Here is a 13414-nt window from a genome sequence, read left to right on the forward strand (position 1 = left end):
CAACTTACAGCTGCCCTTAGATAATGAAGTTAAATATAGGATTATTTTGCCGATTCATCATTATAGTTCACCATCCAATGAACACCATATTTATCCTGGAAGCTTCCAAAATAATCTCCCCAAAACTGGTCTTCTATAGGCATTTCTATATTTCCACCTTCAGATAAACCTTTAAAAAGACGGTCTGCCTCCTCCCTTGATTCAGGAAATATGGAAACATAATTGTTGTTTCCTACGGTAAGTGTTTGTCCGAATCCGGGAACAATATCTGATGCCATTAAAAGGTCGTCACCGATAGGTAACGCAATATGCATTACTCTGTTTTTTTCTTCCTCAGAAAGGTTTTCCGTTCCCGGAGCGTTGCCCATCTTATGAACTTCTCCTCTGAACTCTCCCCCGAAAACTGATTTATAAAAATTGAAAGCTTCTTCTGCTGTACCGTTAAAATTAAGGTACGGATTTAATTTTGCCATGATGTTTGGTTTTTAAAGTTATAATTATGTTTATATTGTAAAAGAGATCATTACTAACAGATAAACCAACCGTTTTGTCAGAATGATTCACTTCAATTAATTAAAGTTTAATGATTTAAAAATTTGACTACTTCGTTCACGGTCAAATCGATGAGCTTGCTATCGGTTTTACCCTCAAAATCAGTCATCATATAAGAACCGTGAGTAGCAGGAAGGATCATAAGCTGAGAATCAGGAACCAACCTCCACATTTCGACAACATGTTCAGGTCTTATTACATCGCGGTCTCCCGAGATAAAAAGAGTCGGTGATTCAATAGATTTCAAAACTTTCTCATCCCAGTCTTCAAAAGACTGCATTCTTTTGCTATCCTTCTGAAACATATTTTCCAACTTTGAGAAGTCAGGATTTAATTCCAGAAAATTGATCTTTAAAGGTTCCGGCATTGAGTCTAAAGTGACTTCGGACATGGAATCGAAAAAGCCCTCTATCATTCCGCTTCTTTTAAAAAACGCAGAAGCTACGATGAGTTTATCCACCAAACCGGGATGATGATGAGCGATTTGCATTACTGTACTTCCTCCGTTACTAAAACCCCAGAATGAAGCTTTTCCTATTTTCATTTCTTTTAGCAGTTGAGCTACATCATGAGCGTCCTGGTCAAATGTTTCAGGAATATCCCGGTGTTCACTCATTCCGTGATTTTGGAGATCAATTCCTATTAACTGAAACTGAGATTCAAGCCTGGAAATAATTTCCTTGTAATCAAATAAAATTGAAGAACCCCCGCCATGGATTAAAACCAAAGGTTTTCCTTCTCCATATACTTCATAATACATCTGAATTCCATTGACTTTTTTATAGCCTTTCTCTTTAAGATCCATGGGTTAGTATTTTAGATTTTCATCTGTGGTATAACTCATTCCCGGGTATCCTAAAATCTTCCTCATCAATCCCATTTGTCCGCACAGATAATCTTCCCGGCCTATACACATTCCCGTAAAATTGAGTTTTGTTTCTGAGTAAAAAGAAATATTCATCCCTATTTCAAAAATCTCATCCAACTGTTCATCTGTTGCCTCTAATAGTTTTTGATAAACCTTTGGTGAAATATGGTGAAAGCTTTCTTTTAATTGAGCAATGCTAGGATAGTTGAAATTTTCATCCAATGCTTTTCCCTGAAAGAAAAGGTCTGTGTATGGATCTTCTTCCTGAAGACCTAAAACTGAGCCCAATCCATAGCGCATATTAAGAAAATTACCTGCCATCCAGACAATGTGATTCGTTTTACCGTCAATTCTTTTCATTGCATCTTCCTCTGAAATACCCTCTAAAACATTTAAAAAGCTTTGTGAGTGCATCCTGTAGGCAGGAATTACAATTTCTAATTTTTTTGATTTTGGTGTATCCATAACGATATGGTTTTAATTTTTAATCTTTAAAGGTCTGCTGTTAAATATGTTTTTAAAGCATATTGTTACTTGATAGCTCCCGGTTTTCCGAGAATTCTCCGAAGATAACCGAACTGGCCACTGTGATAGATCTCATGAAGACATAATGTAGCTATATCGTTAACCTGATCGGGGTTGATTCTTTCTAGGTGGCTGATTTTTTGTATCAGCCGGTCCTGGGTTTCATCCAGATAGGATTTTAATGTTTCAAAATCCGCAAATTCATCTTTTCTTTGTAAAGGAATCTCTCCCCTGTTATAGCAAGAATATTTCTCTTCATCCCATACTGATTCTCCTCCCAGAACATTAATAAATGCATTTCGTATATAGATTAAATGTCCTAAAATCCAGTTCATACAGTTGGCATCACCATTGGGAAAAACCATCGCTTCTTCGTTGCTGATGCCATCGATATTCATCAGAATCACTTTATAGTTACTAAGAACCTGTAGATTGATGATTTCAATGTCGTTTGATTTCGATTCCATAATAGGTATTTTTGGGAATTAAACTATTCCGTTGGTAATTTGGACATATCTGCAAACATTACTTCCCACTGATGTCCGTTCAGATCGGCAAAAGCACATTGGTACATCCATCCATGGTCCTGAGGCTCACTGTATTTGGATCCTCCATTGGCAAGCGCTGTCTGAACCATTTGATCTACTTCTTCCCTGCTGTTAACACCTATGGCAAGAAGTACCTGAGTGGTATCGCCTTTTGCAACAGGTCTGTCTGTAAAGGTTTTTAGAAACTCTTCCATTAAGAACATGACATAAATATTGTCTTCTTTCATGATCACACAAACAGCTTTTTCATCTGAAAACTGCTCGTTGATTTCAAAACCAAGCTTCGTCCAGAATGCTCTTGTATCTTCAACGCTTTTTACCGGAAGATTTACGTAAATTTGATTGACTTTCATTTTTTGTAATTTTAGTGTTAAACTTTTAACCAAAATTACCAAGTCGATATCAGAATCATCTTGCCTTATGGCAAGATTTAATTTTTCTTTGGATGGGAAACTAATTCTTTACGGATTCTGCTTAAAGAAGTGTCTGTTACTCCAAGATAAGAAGCAATCTGCTTTAAAGGAGCATACTGAATCACCTGGCATTTCTCCTCCAGGAGATTAAGATATCTTCTGGTAGCAGATAAGGTAAACATTTCTACAGAACGCTGCTTATAAGCAAAGAGCTGCTGGGACATCCACGATCTCCCCCATTCCCTCAGGTTGGGAATTTTATGAAACAGGTTCTGAAAAGTATCATAATCCAGTTTCCAGCATTCACAATCGGTAATGCAGATGATATTCTCCTGAGAGGGAATTCGTTGGAAAAGAGATAATACTTCTATGATAATTTCATTCTCTGTAAAAAAATGAGTGGTTACTTCATTCCCGTTAAAGTCATTAACAAAGGATCTTGCAAGCCCTTTATCTAAAATATAATATTCATTAGCCATTTTTCCTTCTTCAAGAATAAAATCTCCTTTCTGAAAACTTATTTTTTCATGCGCCTGAAAGATCTCATCGAGCTCTTCGTGCATAAAAAAAGGGAAATCATATGAAATTTCTAAGGACTTACTGCTCATAAGATGAATATTTTTTAGATTCTAAAATTAAAATTTTTATCGGAACTGAATCAAAAAAGTTGTTGAAAATGTAAATAGCCCGAAATCAAATCACTTTCTGCCTACATTATAAATAATTTCACCTGATATGGTGATTGCCTTCTCAAAACAAAGAAAGCTGAATATCATTAGGTTTGATTGGCTTTTTAGCATCTCCGAAAACAGTTTTCCCTCCAAATCTCCAGGAATTCTGCCTTTCTTCTTCTATAACCTGCTTAATATCAAAATCTGGTGTAAAATCTTTTTCCGTTGTTGCTATTACCTGATGCAGCTTATTTAATGTCTTAAGTTTATCTGAATTTCCCAGCTTAGATTTTTCAATACCTTTTCGAAGGATATCGATACTCTGATCATACACTTTCGTAGGAACAGGAAACGGATGTCCGTCTTTTCCGCCATGTGCAAAAGAAAATCTGGCCGGATCCGAAAATCTTGACGGTGCCCCATGAATCACCTCACTTACCAAAGCCAAAGATTGCATCGTCCTTGGGCCCACTCCTTCCAGCATTAAAAGATCTTCAAAATTTTGAGGCTGCTGTTCACGGGTAACATATAAAAGAGCCCCCAGTCTTTTTAAATCTACGTCAGAAGCGCGGACATCGTGATAATCAGGGAGAATCAGACGGGAAAAATCGTTCATAATCTCTGCGGAATCCGTATGAGAAATCTCGAGAATTCCTTTTCTGTTTTCTGAAGCCTGCGCATCGGTAAGGTTAAGAATTTTTCCTCTATGAACACCATTTATTCCCGTATGCGGTTCTTCAATAAACGATTTTATATTTTCCGAATGCCAATGATAGCGCCTTGCCGTTCCATCGGATTCATGCATTCCCTGCTGAACAACACTCCAGCTTCCATTGTCTGCCAGGATAAAATTATGCAGGTATAACTGATACCCATCATGAATTGCTGTATTATCCACTTTCGCAGAGAGCTTGCTCGCCTTTACCAGCTCAGTACCGTTCAGGCCTGTTTTATCAGCAATCTGAAGAAGTTCCGAAGGAGTTTCTCTTGAAAATTTCCCTTTTCCCCCACAGATATAAAGCCCCAGTGATTGTGAATTCGGATTAATAGAGCGTTTTAAAGCTCCCATTACAGAGGTTGTAATGCCTGATGAATGCCAATCCATTCCCATAACGGCTCCAAAACTCTGAAACCAAAACGGATCGGCCAGTCTTCTCAAAACCTCATCCTTACCATAATCCATCAAAATTACTTCAATGATGGACAATCCAAGAGTAGACATACGCTCATACAGCCATGGCGGTACTTTGCCATAGTGTAAAGGGAGATCTGCTGTTCCTGAACGTTTCATTTAAGGTGTAAAGTTAGAGGTTATTTAATAAGGTTTTAATGATTTGAATCATTATTTTTTACATGACACTAATGTTTAGGACGAGTTTAATAAATAAGATTTGGCTAAAGCCATTGGACAGTTTTGTTGAAAACGGACTGAATCCCGCTTTTAATAATATTAAAAAATATTCCTCCCTTACGCTTAATCTTTTAATCTTTTAATCTTTTAATCCTTTCACACTTACCATTACTTTATCAAATAAACTCCACTTCCTTATGTTTCTTTGCATCAAATTTCTCATTAAAAATTATTTTATTTCCGAAAGGATCATTAACTGTGAAAGATACTGCATCATAAAATGTTTTTTCCAACCCCGGCCTGTTGTATTTGTATTTCTTATCAATCAGTTCTTTATGATAATCTGCCACGTCTTCACCCCAGATAAAAACACTGCTTCCAGGACTTGCATCTCCGTGATGTTCACTTAAATGAAAGATCATGTTTTCCTTCTTTACTTCCAGATAAACAGGGGTATTTTCTTCGAAACGATGTTCCCATACAATTTCAAAACCAAGCCAATCAATGTAAAATTCTATGGTTTTATTATAATCAAAAATTCTGAGGACCGGTATTACTTGTTCTGCTCTCATGTTTGTTAATTAAATTATTCGTGTGAAAGGATATTAATTAATTTTCCAAAGGGATCTCTGACAAAAAATCTACGAACACCCCATTCCTCATCTGTAAGGTCATAGGTTATCTCAAAGCCTGAATCTTTCATGTTTTTATAGATAGCCTCTACGTCATCAACTTCAATAGACAAATCAGGAACCGGCGTGTCATTTCCTCCCTGCATTGCAAAACTGATCTGAACCTTTGATTCTTCATTGCTTCCGAATGTTTTGATCCATCCGTGATTCATTATTATTTCCAGACCTAAAATACCATGATAGAAATGATCTGCCATGGACAAGTCTTCTGCCTTAATGTTAGCTACAATTCTTTTTACCATATTTTTGAAGTTCTTATCAATAAAAAAGCCTTGTGAAGATACACAGAATCATCACAAGGCGTATAGCTATTTTTACTAAATTGTCTTACAAGGCCGCTGCAGCTTCTAAGATCAATTGTGTTACTTCATTGGGATGAGACGCTAAGGAAGCATGCCCAGCATCTAAAGAAATAATTTTCTTAGGATTCATTCGCTCTGCCATTTCCTTTTCTGTTTCAGCAGGGATCATGCGATCTTTTGATGAAATCTGGTACCAGCTCGGCTTTGTTTTCCATGCCGGTTCACCTGCAGTATCACCAAAACATTGGCTATGAATCGGTTTTTGGGATAATGACATGACCAATGCCTTTTCATCATCAAGATCCTGGCAAAATGCTGATTGGAATTCATCGTATTTGATCCAAAGGAAGCCCTTGCTGTCCGGGTAAATGCTTGCTCCTCCAGGAGACTCTCTTCTTCCTAAAAGCGAGCCCAGACTATCACCGGCATCCGGTGCAAAGGCGGCAATATATACTAAACCTACAACCTTATCGTGATTTCCGGCTCCTGAAATGACAGCCCCTCCGTAAGAGTGACCAACCAGGAGAACTTTCCCATCCTGTGCATCTATCAAATCCTTAGTCTTGTCAATATCATCCTGAAGAGTTGTGAGAGGGTTTTGAACACTTCTTACCTTATATCCTGCTTTCGTAAGTGCAGGGATAACATACTGCCAGTGGGAACCGTCTCCCCACGCTCCGTGTACCAAAATAATGGTTAAATCTTTTTGATCCATAATTGCTATTTTTAAGTTTGACACTAGTAAAACTACGTTCTTAAAAACCAATACACGTTAACTTAAGTTAATTAATAATCCGGGATCTTATACGACTTAGTGACTGTTCCGTTATCCCCAGATAACTTGCGATATGCTTCTGGGCTATTTTCTGAACAAGCATAGGGTTTCTTTTTAAAAGATTCAGGTATCTGTTTTCAGGAGAATAGCATAGTAAATCATCAATTCTCTTTTTTGCATCAAGATAGATCTTTTCGCTCATCATCCTTCCGAACTTTTGCCAGTAAGCTTCCTTCTTATATAGATTTTGAAGATCATCTTTACTTAAAAGTAAGATCTCACAATGTTCTATAGCCTGAATATTCATATTGGAGACCGTATCACAAAGTATACTTTCATAGTCCGTAAAAAATTCATTTTCAAAATAGAAACCGAAGTTGATCTCACGGCCCTGATCATTGATGTAAAAGCTTCTTATCGTTCCGCTTTTAATAAAGCCTAAGTATTTGCATTTTTCTCCTTGTTTAAGAAAAAAATCAGACTTTAAAAGATGTGTATCTTTAAGGAGGGAAAAGAACTCCCCGAAATGTTCTTGGTCAACCTGGAATAGTGTACCATACTTAGTGTAGTTATCGGACATAATTTATTTTTCATTTGTTATTTGTGTATTTTGAATTTAAAAAAGCCTTGTAAAAATAAATCCCACAAGGCTCTTTAAAGAAATAAATTCTTAATTATTTTAATGCTTCAAGAGCAGCATTGTAATTAGGTTCGCTTCCAATTTCAGGAACCTGCTCCGTATATACTACCTTATTATTTTCGTCAGTAACGATCACTGCCCGGCTTAAAAGACCTTTCATAGGAGAATCTGTAATAGTTACCTCATAATCATCACCGAAGCTGCTTCTGAAATCAGATAGTGTTTCTACATTATTCAGACCTTCAGCTGCACAAAATCTGCCTAAGGCAAATGGAAGATCTTTGGAAACATTAATTACTACTGTATTATTTAAATTTGAAGCTTCTTCATTGAATTTTCTGGCAGAAGCCGCACATATTCCTGTATCAATACTAGGAAAAATATTAAATATTTTTTTCTTTCCTTCAAAGTCTGACAGGGTTTTAATATTCAATCCTGAATCCACTAATGCGAAATCCTTAATGGTATTTCCAACAGCTGGTAAATTACCTAATGTATGAACTGCGTTTCCTTTTAACGTTATATTGGACATAATTTATTTTTTACGGTTTTTCAAATTTAGTTAAAAATGCCATTTTTTTCGTTCAAATAAAGGTTAAATAATTCTTAAAGTATAAAAACTTATATAGGATTAATCCAAAAAAATTAAATTTTAACTAAATTTGTGGGAGTTAAAAAATCAAATAATAAATAACAGTATAATGTCAGAAAAATCAAAAATCTACTACACATTAACGGATGAAGCTCCAATGCTGGCTACACACTCGTTTTTACCTATCGTAAAGGCATTTACAAAATCAGCAAATATTGAAATCGCCGTTCCGGATATTTCTTTGGCAGGAAGGATCCTTGCCAACTTCCCGGAGTTCTTAAAAGAAGATCAAAGAATTGGTGATGCTTTGGCTGAATTGGGCCAGATTGCAACAACACCGGATGCTAATATTATCAAGTTACCGAATATTTCCGCTTCTGTACCTCAGCTTGATGGAGCTATTGCAGAACTACAATCCAAAGGCTTTGCGGTTCCAAACTATCCTTCTGAGCCTAAAAATGATGAGGAAAAGGCGATTAAAGCAAAATATGCAAAAGTTTTAGGAAGTGCCGTAAACCCTGTGTTAAGAGAAGGGAATTCTGACAGACGTGCACCAAAAGCTGTTAAAAACTACGCAAAAGCAAACCCTCACAGAATGGGAGACTGGGCTTCTGACAGTAAAACTGATGTTGCCCATATGAATAACGGAGACTTCTATGGTACTGAAACTTCAACAACTCTTGAAAATGCTACAAAATACAAAATCGTTTTCAAAGGAAATGATGGTTCTGAAAAAGTCCTGAAAGATTTTGCAAGCCTTGAAGCAGGAGAAGTTATTGATTCTTCAGTGATGAACCTGAACGCTTTGAAATCTTTTGTACAGGAAGCGATTGAGGAGGCTAAAAACAGAAATGTTCTTCTTTCTGCTCACCTGAAAGCAACTATGATGAAAATCTCTGATCCGATTATTTTTGGGGCTATTGTAGAAACTTTCTTCAAAGATGTATTTACAAAATATGCAGATACTTTCAAATCTTTAGATATCAACCCTAACAACGGTCTTGCTGATCTCTTTGAGAAAATCAAAGGAAATGCTCAGGAAGCTGAAATTAAAGCAGCTATCGAAACCGCTTTGGCAAATGGACCAAGAGTAGCAATGGTAAATTCGGATAAAGGAATTACCAACTTCCATGTTCCTTCAGATATCATCGTTGATGCATCTATGGCTGCATTAGTAAGAGGCGGAGGTAAAATGTGGAATAAAGAAGGTAAGGAAGAAGATACAGTAGCGATCATTCCGGACCGTTCTTATGCCGGTTTTTATCAGGCAGTAATCGATGATATGAAAGCTCATGGTAAACTGGACCCTACAACTATGGGCTCTGTTCCGAATGTAGGTTTAATGGCTCAGAAAGCAGAAGAATATGGTTCTCATGACAAAACATTCCAGGCTACTGCTAACGGAACAATTGAAGTTCAGGATGAAGCAGGAAACGTTCTTCTTTCTCAGAAAGTAGAAGAAAATGATATCTTCAGAATGTGTCAGACTAAGGATGCTCCGATCCAGGACTGGGTAAAACTGGCAGTAAACAGATCAAGACTATCCGATACACCGGCTATTTTCTGGTTGGATAAAGGAAGAGCTCACGACAGAGAAATCATCAAAAAAGTAGAAAAATATCTAAAAGATCATGATACTGCAGGATTAGATATCAGAATCCTTGACGTAAAAGATGCCATGACTGAAACTCTTAAAAGAGCAAGAGAAGGTAAAGACACCATTTCAGTTTCAGGAAATGTATTGAGAGATTATCTAACAGACCTTTTCCCAATCCTTGAATTAGGAACTTCAGCAAAAATGCTTTCCATCGTTCCATTAATGAATGGAGGTGGTCTATTTGAAACAGGTGCCGGAGGTTCTGCTCCTAAGCATGTTGAACAGTTTCTTGAAGAAGGTTATTTAAGATGGGATTCTTTAGGAGAATTCTTAGCACTTCAGGCTTCTTTGGAACATTTGGCACAAAATCAGGGAAATACAAAATCTCAGGTGCTGGCTGATGCACTGGATGAAGCTAATGCTAAATTCCTGGCAACCGATAAATCTCCTGCAAGAAAGGTAGGACAGATCGATAACAGAGGTTCTCACTTCTACCTTGCTATGTATTGGGCAGAAGCTTTAGCTAATCAGACTAACGATGCTGAAATTGCTCAGAAGTTCAAGTCTGTTGCTGCAAGCATGCAAGAGAATGAAGCAGTGATCAACCAGGAATTAATTGCAGCTCAGGGTAAACCTCAAAATATTGACGGATATTACAAAACTGATACCTACAAGACCTATGCAGCTATGAGACCAAGTACTGTTTTAAATGAAATTATTGATGGAATTTAATCTTCATTGACTATAAATAAAAGCTCCTTTTCTAAGGAGCTTTTTTTATTGAAATAAGTGCGATATCTTATCTTTGTATGATATAAAAATTTTGGTTTAGTTTTGACGAAAACCATAGGAAGAATGTCTTGTATTGAAAACGCTAAAGCCCATTTCTACTGCTAGGAATTATAAACAAAATGCACTATGTTTTACCTATTCTTTCATTTTGAATTCTTTAATCTTTAAATAAAACTGCTGAGATTCTTCACTTACGCTTTGTTCTGAATAACAAAGACATCCCTCAATCGCTCCCAATCTTTTAAATCTTTTAATCTCATACGCTAAACATCCCTGTCTACGATTACCTTCCGGTGCTCCCTCCCCCAGTTGATCATTTCCGTGATGATCTTCCCGAAAGTACGACAATACTCCGTGGGTATATATTCTATTAAAACCGGAGTATCGGGATATACATTTCTGGTCACCAGTTTATTCATCTCCATATCTTTTAACTCTTTTGAAAGCATTCTTGTTGTAATACCTGGAATACTGCGTTCAATCTCACGGAAACGCCTGTTACCATTGCAAATTGAATTGATAACCGGAATACGCCATTTACCACCTATAAAGTACAAGGTATCCTGCAACGCTCTGAGTTCTTCGGTCTGATCTCTTTCCATTTTAAAATATTTATTTTGATATACTCTGTGATACTGATTACAAAAGTATATCATTTTCACTATAACTTTGTCAAAAATTTTAAGAAATGAATAAATTTAACAACAAACTGGCAGTAGTGACCGGTGGAAATAGTGGGATCGGATATGCCACAGCAAAGGAATTAATAGCTGAAGGAGCAAAAGTAATTATTACCGGCAGAAGGAAAGACGCCATTGAAAAAGCAGCTGAAGAACTGGGGGCAATTCCATTCGTTGCAGATCAGGGCAAACTGGAAGATATTGATCTGTTGAAAAAAGAGATTGAAGAAAAACACGGGAAAGTTGACATTTTATTTATCAATGCAGGAATTACGGGCACATTGACCTCTATTGAGAATATGGATGCCGATAATTTTGATAATGTAATGAATATCAACTTCAGAGGAGCTTATTTCACGTTGAGTAAGTTTACTCCTATTTTACATGATGGTGCTTCTGTGGTATTCTTATCATCAAATGTCGCAACAACCTATAAACCTAACAGTTCCGTTTATCAGGCAAGTAAGGCAGCCCTCAATTCTATTGCGAAAACAGCTGCCGCTGAATTAGCACCAAGAAAGATCAGGGTCAATATGGTAAGTCCGGGTCCTACAAAAACTGAAATTATGACCAAAGCCGGTCTCGATGACGAAACACTAAAAGGTATAAATGAGTGGCTCATCGATGCTATCCCATTAAAGAAAATGGGAACTGCTGAAGATGTTGCAAAACTGGTTGTTTATTTATCCGATTCGCATGTAGCAAGCTTTATGACAGGTACTGAAATTATCATTGACGGAGGAATGATTTTATAGTTAAACACTCTCCATATCACATACCGGAAGAACTTCCGGTATTTTTTGTTTTATATTCCGGGGCATAAATTCTACTTCACCCCTTAAATTGTCCGGTTCACCTTTTTTTAGGTTTCATTTCCTTTGCCAGCAATCTATTTTTGAATCATAAAAATAAAACGATTATGGATTCAGTAAAGAAAAAGAGAACAACAAAACCCATTGCTATATTATTTATAGCTATTGTGGGAGTCTTTGCAGGATTACAGCTTTTCAATTCTCCTATTGAAGGTAAACCTGTAACCGGCACCATTGAAGCACCGCACGAGGTGATTGCCGTTCTGGAAAGATCATGCTTCAACTGCCATTCTAATGAACAAAAACTAAGCTGGTATGATCAGCTTGCTCCCATATCATGGGGTGTAAAAAAGGATGTTGAAAGAGCAAGGGAAGTCATGAATTTTTCTGAATGGTCAAAGGTTTCACCAGGTGAACACAAAGGCAGAATGTATTCCATATTGAATATGATGCAAGCCGGAAAAATGCCTCTTCACGAATATACCTTACTGCATGCATCTGCAAAAGTTTCTGCAAAGGATATTGAAGTTATCAGAAAATACACACTATCTCTTTCAGGAAAAAGTCCTTCACCGGCAAACACAAAAGAGGTAAAACCCCTTCAACAAGATATAAAAACAGCTTCTGTAAGCCATTCTGGTTTTCCGGTTTCACCAAATGGAGTAAAATATACACCGGAGTTTAAAAACTGGAAAGTAATCAGTATGAGTACATTATTTGATAATTCCATCCGCGTTATCTATGGAAACAGCATTGCCGTAAAAGCAGTTGAAACAGACAATTTCCATCCATGGCCGGACGGCAGCATCGTAGTAAAAGCAGTATGGAAACAGACAGAAGCTCCTGATGGAGAAATCAGACCTGGCGAATTTGTTAATGCCCAGTTTATGGTAAAAGATTCAAAAAAATACACCGATACCGAAGGATGGGGTTTCGCCAAATTCTCGGGTAAAGATCTTCACCCTACCGGAAATACGGCATCATTTGCCAGAGAATCATGTATTGCCTGTCATCGTCAGCTGGCAGAGCCTACAGGATATTTATTCGACGTACCGATGAAAGTAAACACCAAAAATCTAATCGAAAAACTACAGACAAAATGAATAAAATAATTATAGCCATGATAGGAAGTTTTCTTTTTTTAATTTCATGCAAAACTGAAAATTCCAAGGACCGGGAGCATGTCCGTCTTGTGTTTGATGCCGGTGGGCTACAGTTCATTGCCTCATCTTTAAATACGAAAAAAGAGACGATGTCCGCCCTATACGGAAACAGTCAGGCCCTTCAATCTTTATCCAATAAAAATGATAAGCCGCTGCCCGGAACAAAAATGAAACTTGTCACCTGGAAATATCATGAAAACCCGCAATATACCGGAGGTACTATCACTGGTGAGCTGGTGAGCGTAGAAACTGTTGAAACCGGTATAAAAGGATCAGTCTCTTACCGGAAAGAGCTGGATAACGAAAAGGAACCCGGCATCTTTCAGACTAAAGAACAAAGAATACAGTACATGATGGGCTATCAACCGGTCGTTATGCCGTAAAAATAATGCAATCTGAGATTCAATAGCAGTCTCAGATTGTATTTATTTAATAGTTATC

Annotated in this window: 17 protein-coding genes; 4 read left to right on the top strand and 13 right to left on the bottom strand. The window is 37.1% G+C overall.

Annotation, left to right across the window (positions count from 1 at the left end; translation table 11 throughout):
- Positions 1-41: 41 nt before the first annotated feature.
- The 12 genes from ACNFU2_RS05885 to tpx form a co-directional block, all read right to left on the bottom strand.
- Entirely contained in the window at positions 42-473 is a 432-nt protein-coding gene (locus ACNFU2_RS05885) for a VOC family protein (RefSeq protein WP_273648313.1), read from the bottom strand.
- Positions 474-580: 107 nt separating this feature from the next.
- A complete protein-coding gene (locus ACNFU2_RS05890; protein WP_411247819.1) occupies positions 581-1357 on the bottom strand; it encodes an alpha/beta fold hydrolase in 777 nt (258 codons plus the stop codon).
- Positions 1358-1360: 3 nt separating this feature from the next.
- On the bottom strand, positions 1361-1885 hold the full coding sequence (locus ACNFU2_RS05895) for a DinB family protein (protein ID WP_418124107.1): 525 nt from the start codon (positions 1883-1885) through the stop codon (positions 1361-1363).
- Between the two features lie 65 nt (positions 1886-1950).
- Entirely contained in the window at positions 1951-2412 is a 462-nt protein-coding gene (locus tag ACNFU2_RS05900; RefSeq protein ID WP_273648316.1) for a hypothetical protein, read from the bottom strand.
- 23 nt (positions 2413-2435) lie between these two features.
- Positions 2436-2846, bottom strand: a complete 411-nt coding sequence (locus tag ACNFU2_RS05905) for a VOC family protein (RefSeq protein WP_172278836.1) — start codon at positions 2844-2846, stop codon at positions 2436-2438.
- Positions 2847-2923: 77 nt separating this feature from the next.
- Positions 2924-3514 carry a Crp/Fnr family transcriptional regulator gene (locus ACNFU2_RS05910; protein ID WP_273648317.1) on the bottom strand — a complete coding sequence of 197 codons (591 nt, stop codon included), beginning with the start codon at positions 3512-3514 and terminating at the stop codon, positions 2924-2926.
- 142 nt (positions 3515-3656) lie between these two features.
- Complete coding sequence (locus ACNFU2_RS05915) at positions 3657-4868, bottom strand: DUF763 domain-containing protein (RefSeq protein WP_418124109.1); 1212 nt, start codon at positions 4866-4868, stop codon at positions 3657-3659.
- A 236-nt stretch (positions 4869-5104) separates the two neighbouring features.
- On the bottom strand, positions 5105-5500 hold the full coding sequence (locus ACNFU2_RS05920) for a glyoxalase superfamily protein (protein WP_273648319.1): 396 nt from the start codon (positions 5498-5500) through the stop codon (positions 5105-5107).
- Between the two features lie 14 nt (positions 5501-5514).
- On the bottom strand, positions 5515-5862 hold the full coding sequence (locus tag ACNFU2_RS05925; RefSeq protein WP_273648320.1) for a VOC family protein: 348 nt from the start codon (positions 5860-5862) through the stop codon (positions 5515-5517).
- 85 nt (positions 5863-5947) lie between these two features.
- Positions 5948-6637, bottom strand: coding sequence for an alpha/beta hydrolase (locus ACNFU2_RS05930; protein ID WP_273648321.1), 690 nt, complete (start codon positions 6635-6637; stop codon positions 5948-5950).
- Positions 6638-6704: 67 nt separating this feature from the next.
- Positions 6705-7277 (bottom strand): Crp/Fnr family transcriptional regulator, encoded by a 573-nt coding sequence (locus tag ACNFU2_RS05935; RefSeq protein ID WP_273648322.1) that lies wholly within the window; start codon positions 7275-7277, stop codon positions 6705-6707.
- Between the two features lie 94 nt (positions 7278-7371).
- Positions 7372-7869 (bottom strand): thiol peroxidase, encoded by a 498-nt coding sequence (gene tpx, locus ACNFU2_RS05940; protein WP_172278849.1) that lies wholly within the window; start codon positions 7867-7869, stop codon positions 7372-7374.
- Between the two features lie 169 nt (positions 7870-8038).
- Between tpx and ACNFU2_RS05945 the strand changes: the two genes are divergently transcribed.
- A complete protein-coding gene (locus tag ACNFU2_RS05945) occupies positions 8039-10258 on the top strand; it encodes an NADP-dependent isocitrate dehydrogenase (protein ID WP_418124113.1) in 2220 nt (739 codons plus the stop codon).
- Between the two features lie 323 nt (positions 10259-10581).
- Here the strand turns inward: ACNFU2_RS05945 and ACNFU2_RS05950 are convergent, their stop codons facing one another.
- Positions 10582-10920, bottom strand: a complete 339-nt coding sequence (locus tag ACNFU2_RS05950) for a winged helix-turn-helix transcriptional regulator (protein WP_418124115.1) — start codon at positions 10918-10920, stop codon at positions 10582-10584.
- An 86-nt stretch (positions 10921-11006) separates the two neighbouring features.
- Between ACNFU2_RS05950 and ACNFU2_RS05955 the strand changes: the two genes are divergently transcribed.
- The 3 genes from ACNFU2_RS05955 (at position 11007) to ACNFU2_RS05965 (ending at position 13356) form a co-directional block, all read left to right on the top strand.
- A complete protein-coding gene (locus ACNFU2_RS05955; protein WP_418124117.1) occupies positions 11007-11753 on the top strand; it encodes an SDR family oxidoreductase in 747 nt (248 codons plus the stop codon).
- 164 nt (positions 11754-11917) lie between these two features.
- Positions 11918-12913 carry a heme-binding domain-containing protein gene (locus ACNFU2_RS05960; protein ID WP_273648326.1) on the top strand — a complete coding sequence of 332 codons (996 nt, stop codon included), beginning with the start codon at positions 11918-11920 and terminating at the stop codon, positions 12911-12913.
- Positions 12910-13356, top strand: a complete 447-nt coding sequence (locus tag ACNFU2_RS05965; protein WP_345987871.1) for a hypothetical protein — start codon at positions 12910-12912, stop codon at positions 13354-13356. Before ACNFU2_RS05960 ends, ACNFU2_RS05965 begins: the two co-directional genes overlap by 4 nt.
- Positions 13357-13414: the final 58 nt, after the last annotated feature.

The organism is Chryseobacterium sp. PTM-20240506 (assembly GCF_048296755.1).
In the GTDB taxonomy this organism is placed as follows: domain Bacteria; phylum Bacteroidota; class Bacteroidia; order Flavobacteriales; family Weeksellaceae; genus Chryseobacterium; species Chryseobacterium proteolyticum.

Excerpts from the sequence above, each read along its gene's own strand:
- ACNFU2_RS05885 (WP_273648313.1), bottom strand. The coding sequence starts at position 473 with ATGGCAAAATTAAATCCGTACCTTAATTTTAACGGTACAGCAGAAGAA.
- ACNFU2_RS05890 (WP_411247819.1), bottom strand. The coding sequence starts at position 1,357 with ATGGATCTTAAAGAGAAAGGCTATAAAAAAGTCAATGGAATTCAGATG.
- ACNFU2_RS05895 (WP_418124107.1), bottom strand. The coding sequence starts at position 1,885 with ATGGATACACCAAAATCAAAAAAATTAGAAATTGTAATTCCTGCCTAC.
- ACNFU2_RS05900 (WP_273648316.1), bottom strand. The coding sequence starts at position 2,412 with ATGGAATCGAAATCAAACGACATTGAAATCATCAATCTACAGGTTCTT.
- ACNFU2_RS05905 (WP_172278836.1), bottom strand. The coding sequence starts at position 2,846 with ATGAAAGTCAATCAAATTTACGTAAATCTTCCGGTAAAAAGCGTTGAA.
- ACNFU2_RS05910 (WP_273648317.1), bottom strand. The coding sequence starts at position 3,514 with ATGAGCAGTAAGTCCTTAGAAATTTCATATGATTTCCCTTTTTTTATG.
- ACNFU2_RS05915 (WP_418124109.1), bottom strand. The coding sequence starts at position 4,868 with ATGAAACGTTCAGGAACAGCAGATCTCCCTTTACACTATGGCAAAGTA.
- ACNFU2_RS05920 (WP_273648319.1), bottom strand. The coding sequence starts at position 5,500 with ATGAGAGCAGAACAAGTAATACCGGTCCTCAGAATTTTTGATTATAAT.
- ACNFU2_RS05925 (WP_273648320.1), bottom strand. The coding sequence starts at position 5,862 with ATGGTAAAAAGAATTGTAGCTAACATTAAGGCAGAAGACTTGTCCATG.
- ACNFU2_RS05930 (WP_273648321.1), bottom strand. The coding sequence starts at position 6,637 with ATGGATCAAAAAGATTTAACCATTATTTTGGTACACGGAGCGTGGGGA.
- ACNFU2_RS05935 (WP_273648322.1), bottom strand. The coding sequence starts at position 7,277 with ATGTCCGATAACTACACTAAGTATGGTACACTATTCCAGGTTGACCAA.
- tpx (WP_172278849.1), bottom strand. The coding sequence starts at position 7,869 with ATGTCCAATATAACGTTAAAAGGAAACGCAGTTCATACATTAGGTAAT.
- ACNFU2_RS05945 (WP_418124113.1), top strand. The coding sequence starts at position 8,039 with ATGTCAGAAAAATCAAAAATCTACTACACATTAACGGATGAAGCTCCA.
- ACNFU2_RS05950 (WP_418124115.1), bottom strand. The coding sequence starts at position 10,920 with ATGGAAAGAGATCAGACCGAAGAACTCAGAGCGTTGCAGGATACCTTG.
- ACNFU2_RS05955 (WP_418124117.1), top strand. The coding sequence starts at position 11,007 with ATGAATAAATTTAACAACAAACTGGCAGTAGTGACCGGTGGAAATAGT.
- ACNFU2_RS05960 (WP_273648326.1), top strand. The coding sequence starts at position 11,918 with ATGGATTCAGTAAAGAAAAAGAGAACAACAAAACCCATTGCTATATTA.
- ACNFU2_RS05965 (WP_345987871.1), top strand. The coding sequence starts at position 12,910 with ATGAATAAAATAATTATAGCCATGATAGGAAGTTTTCTTTTTTTAATT.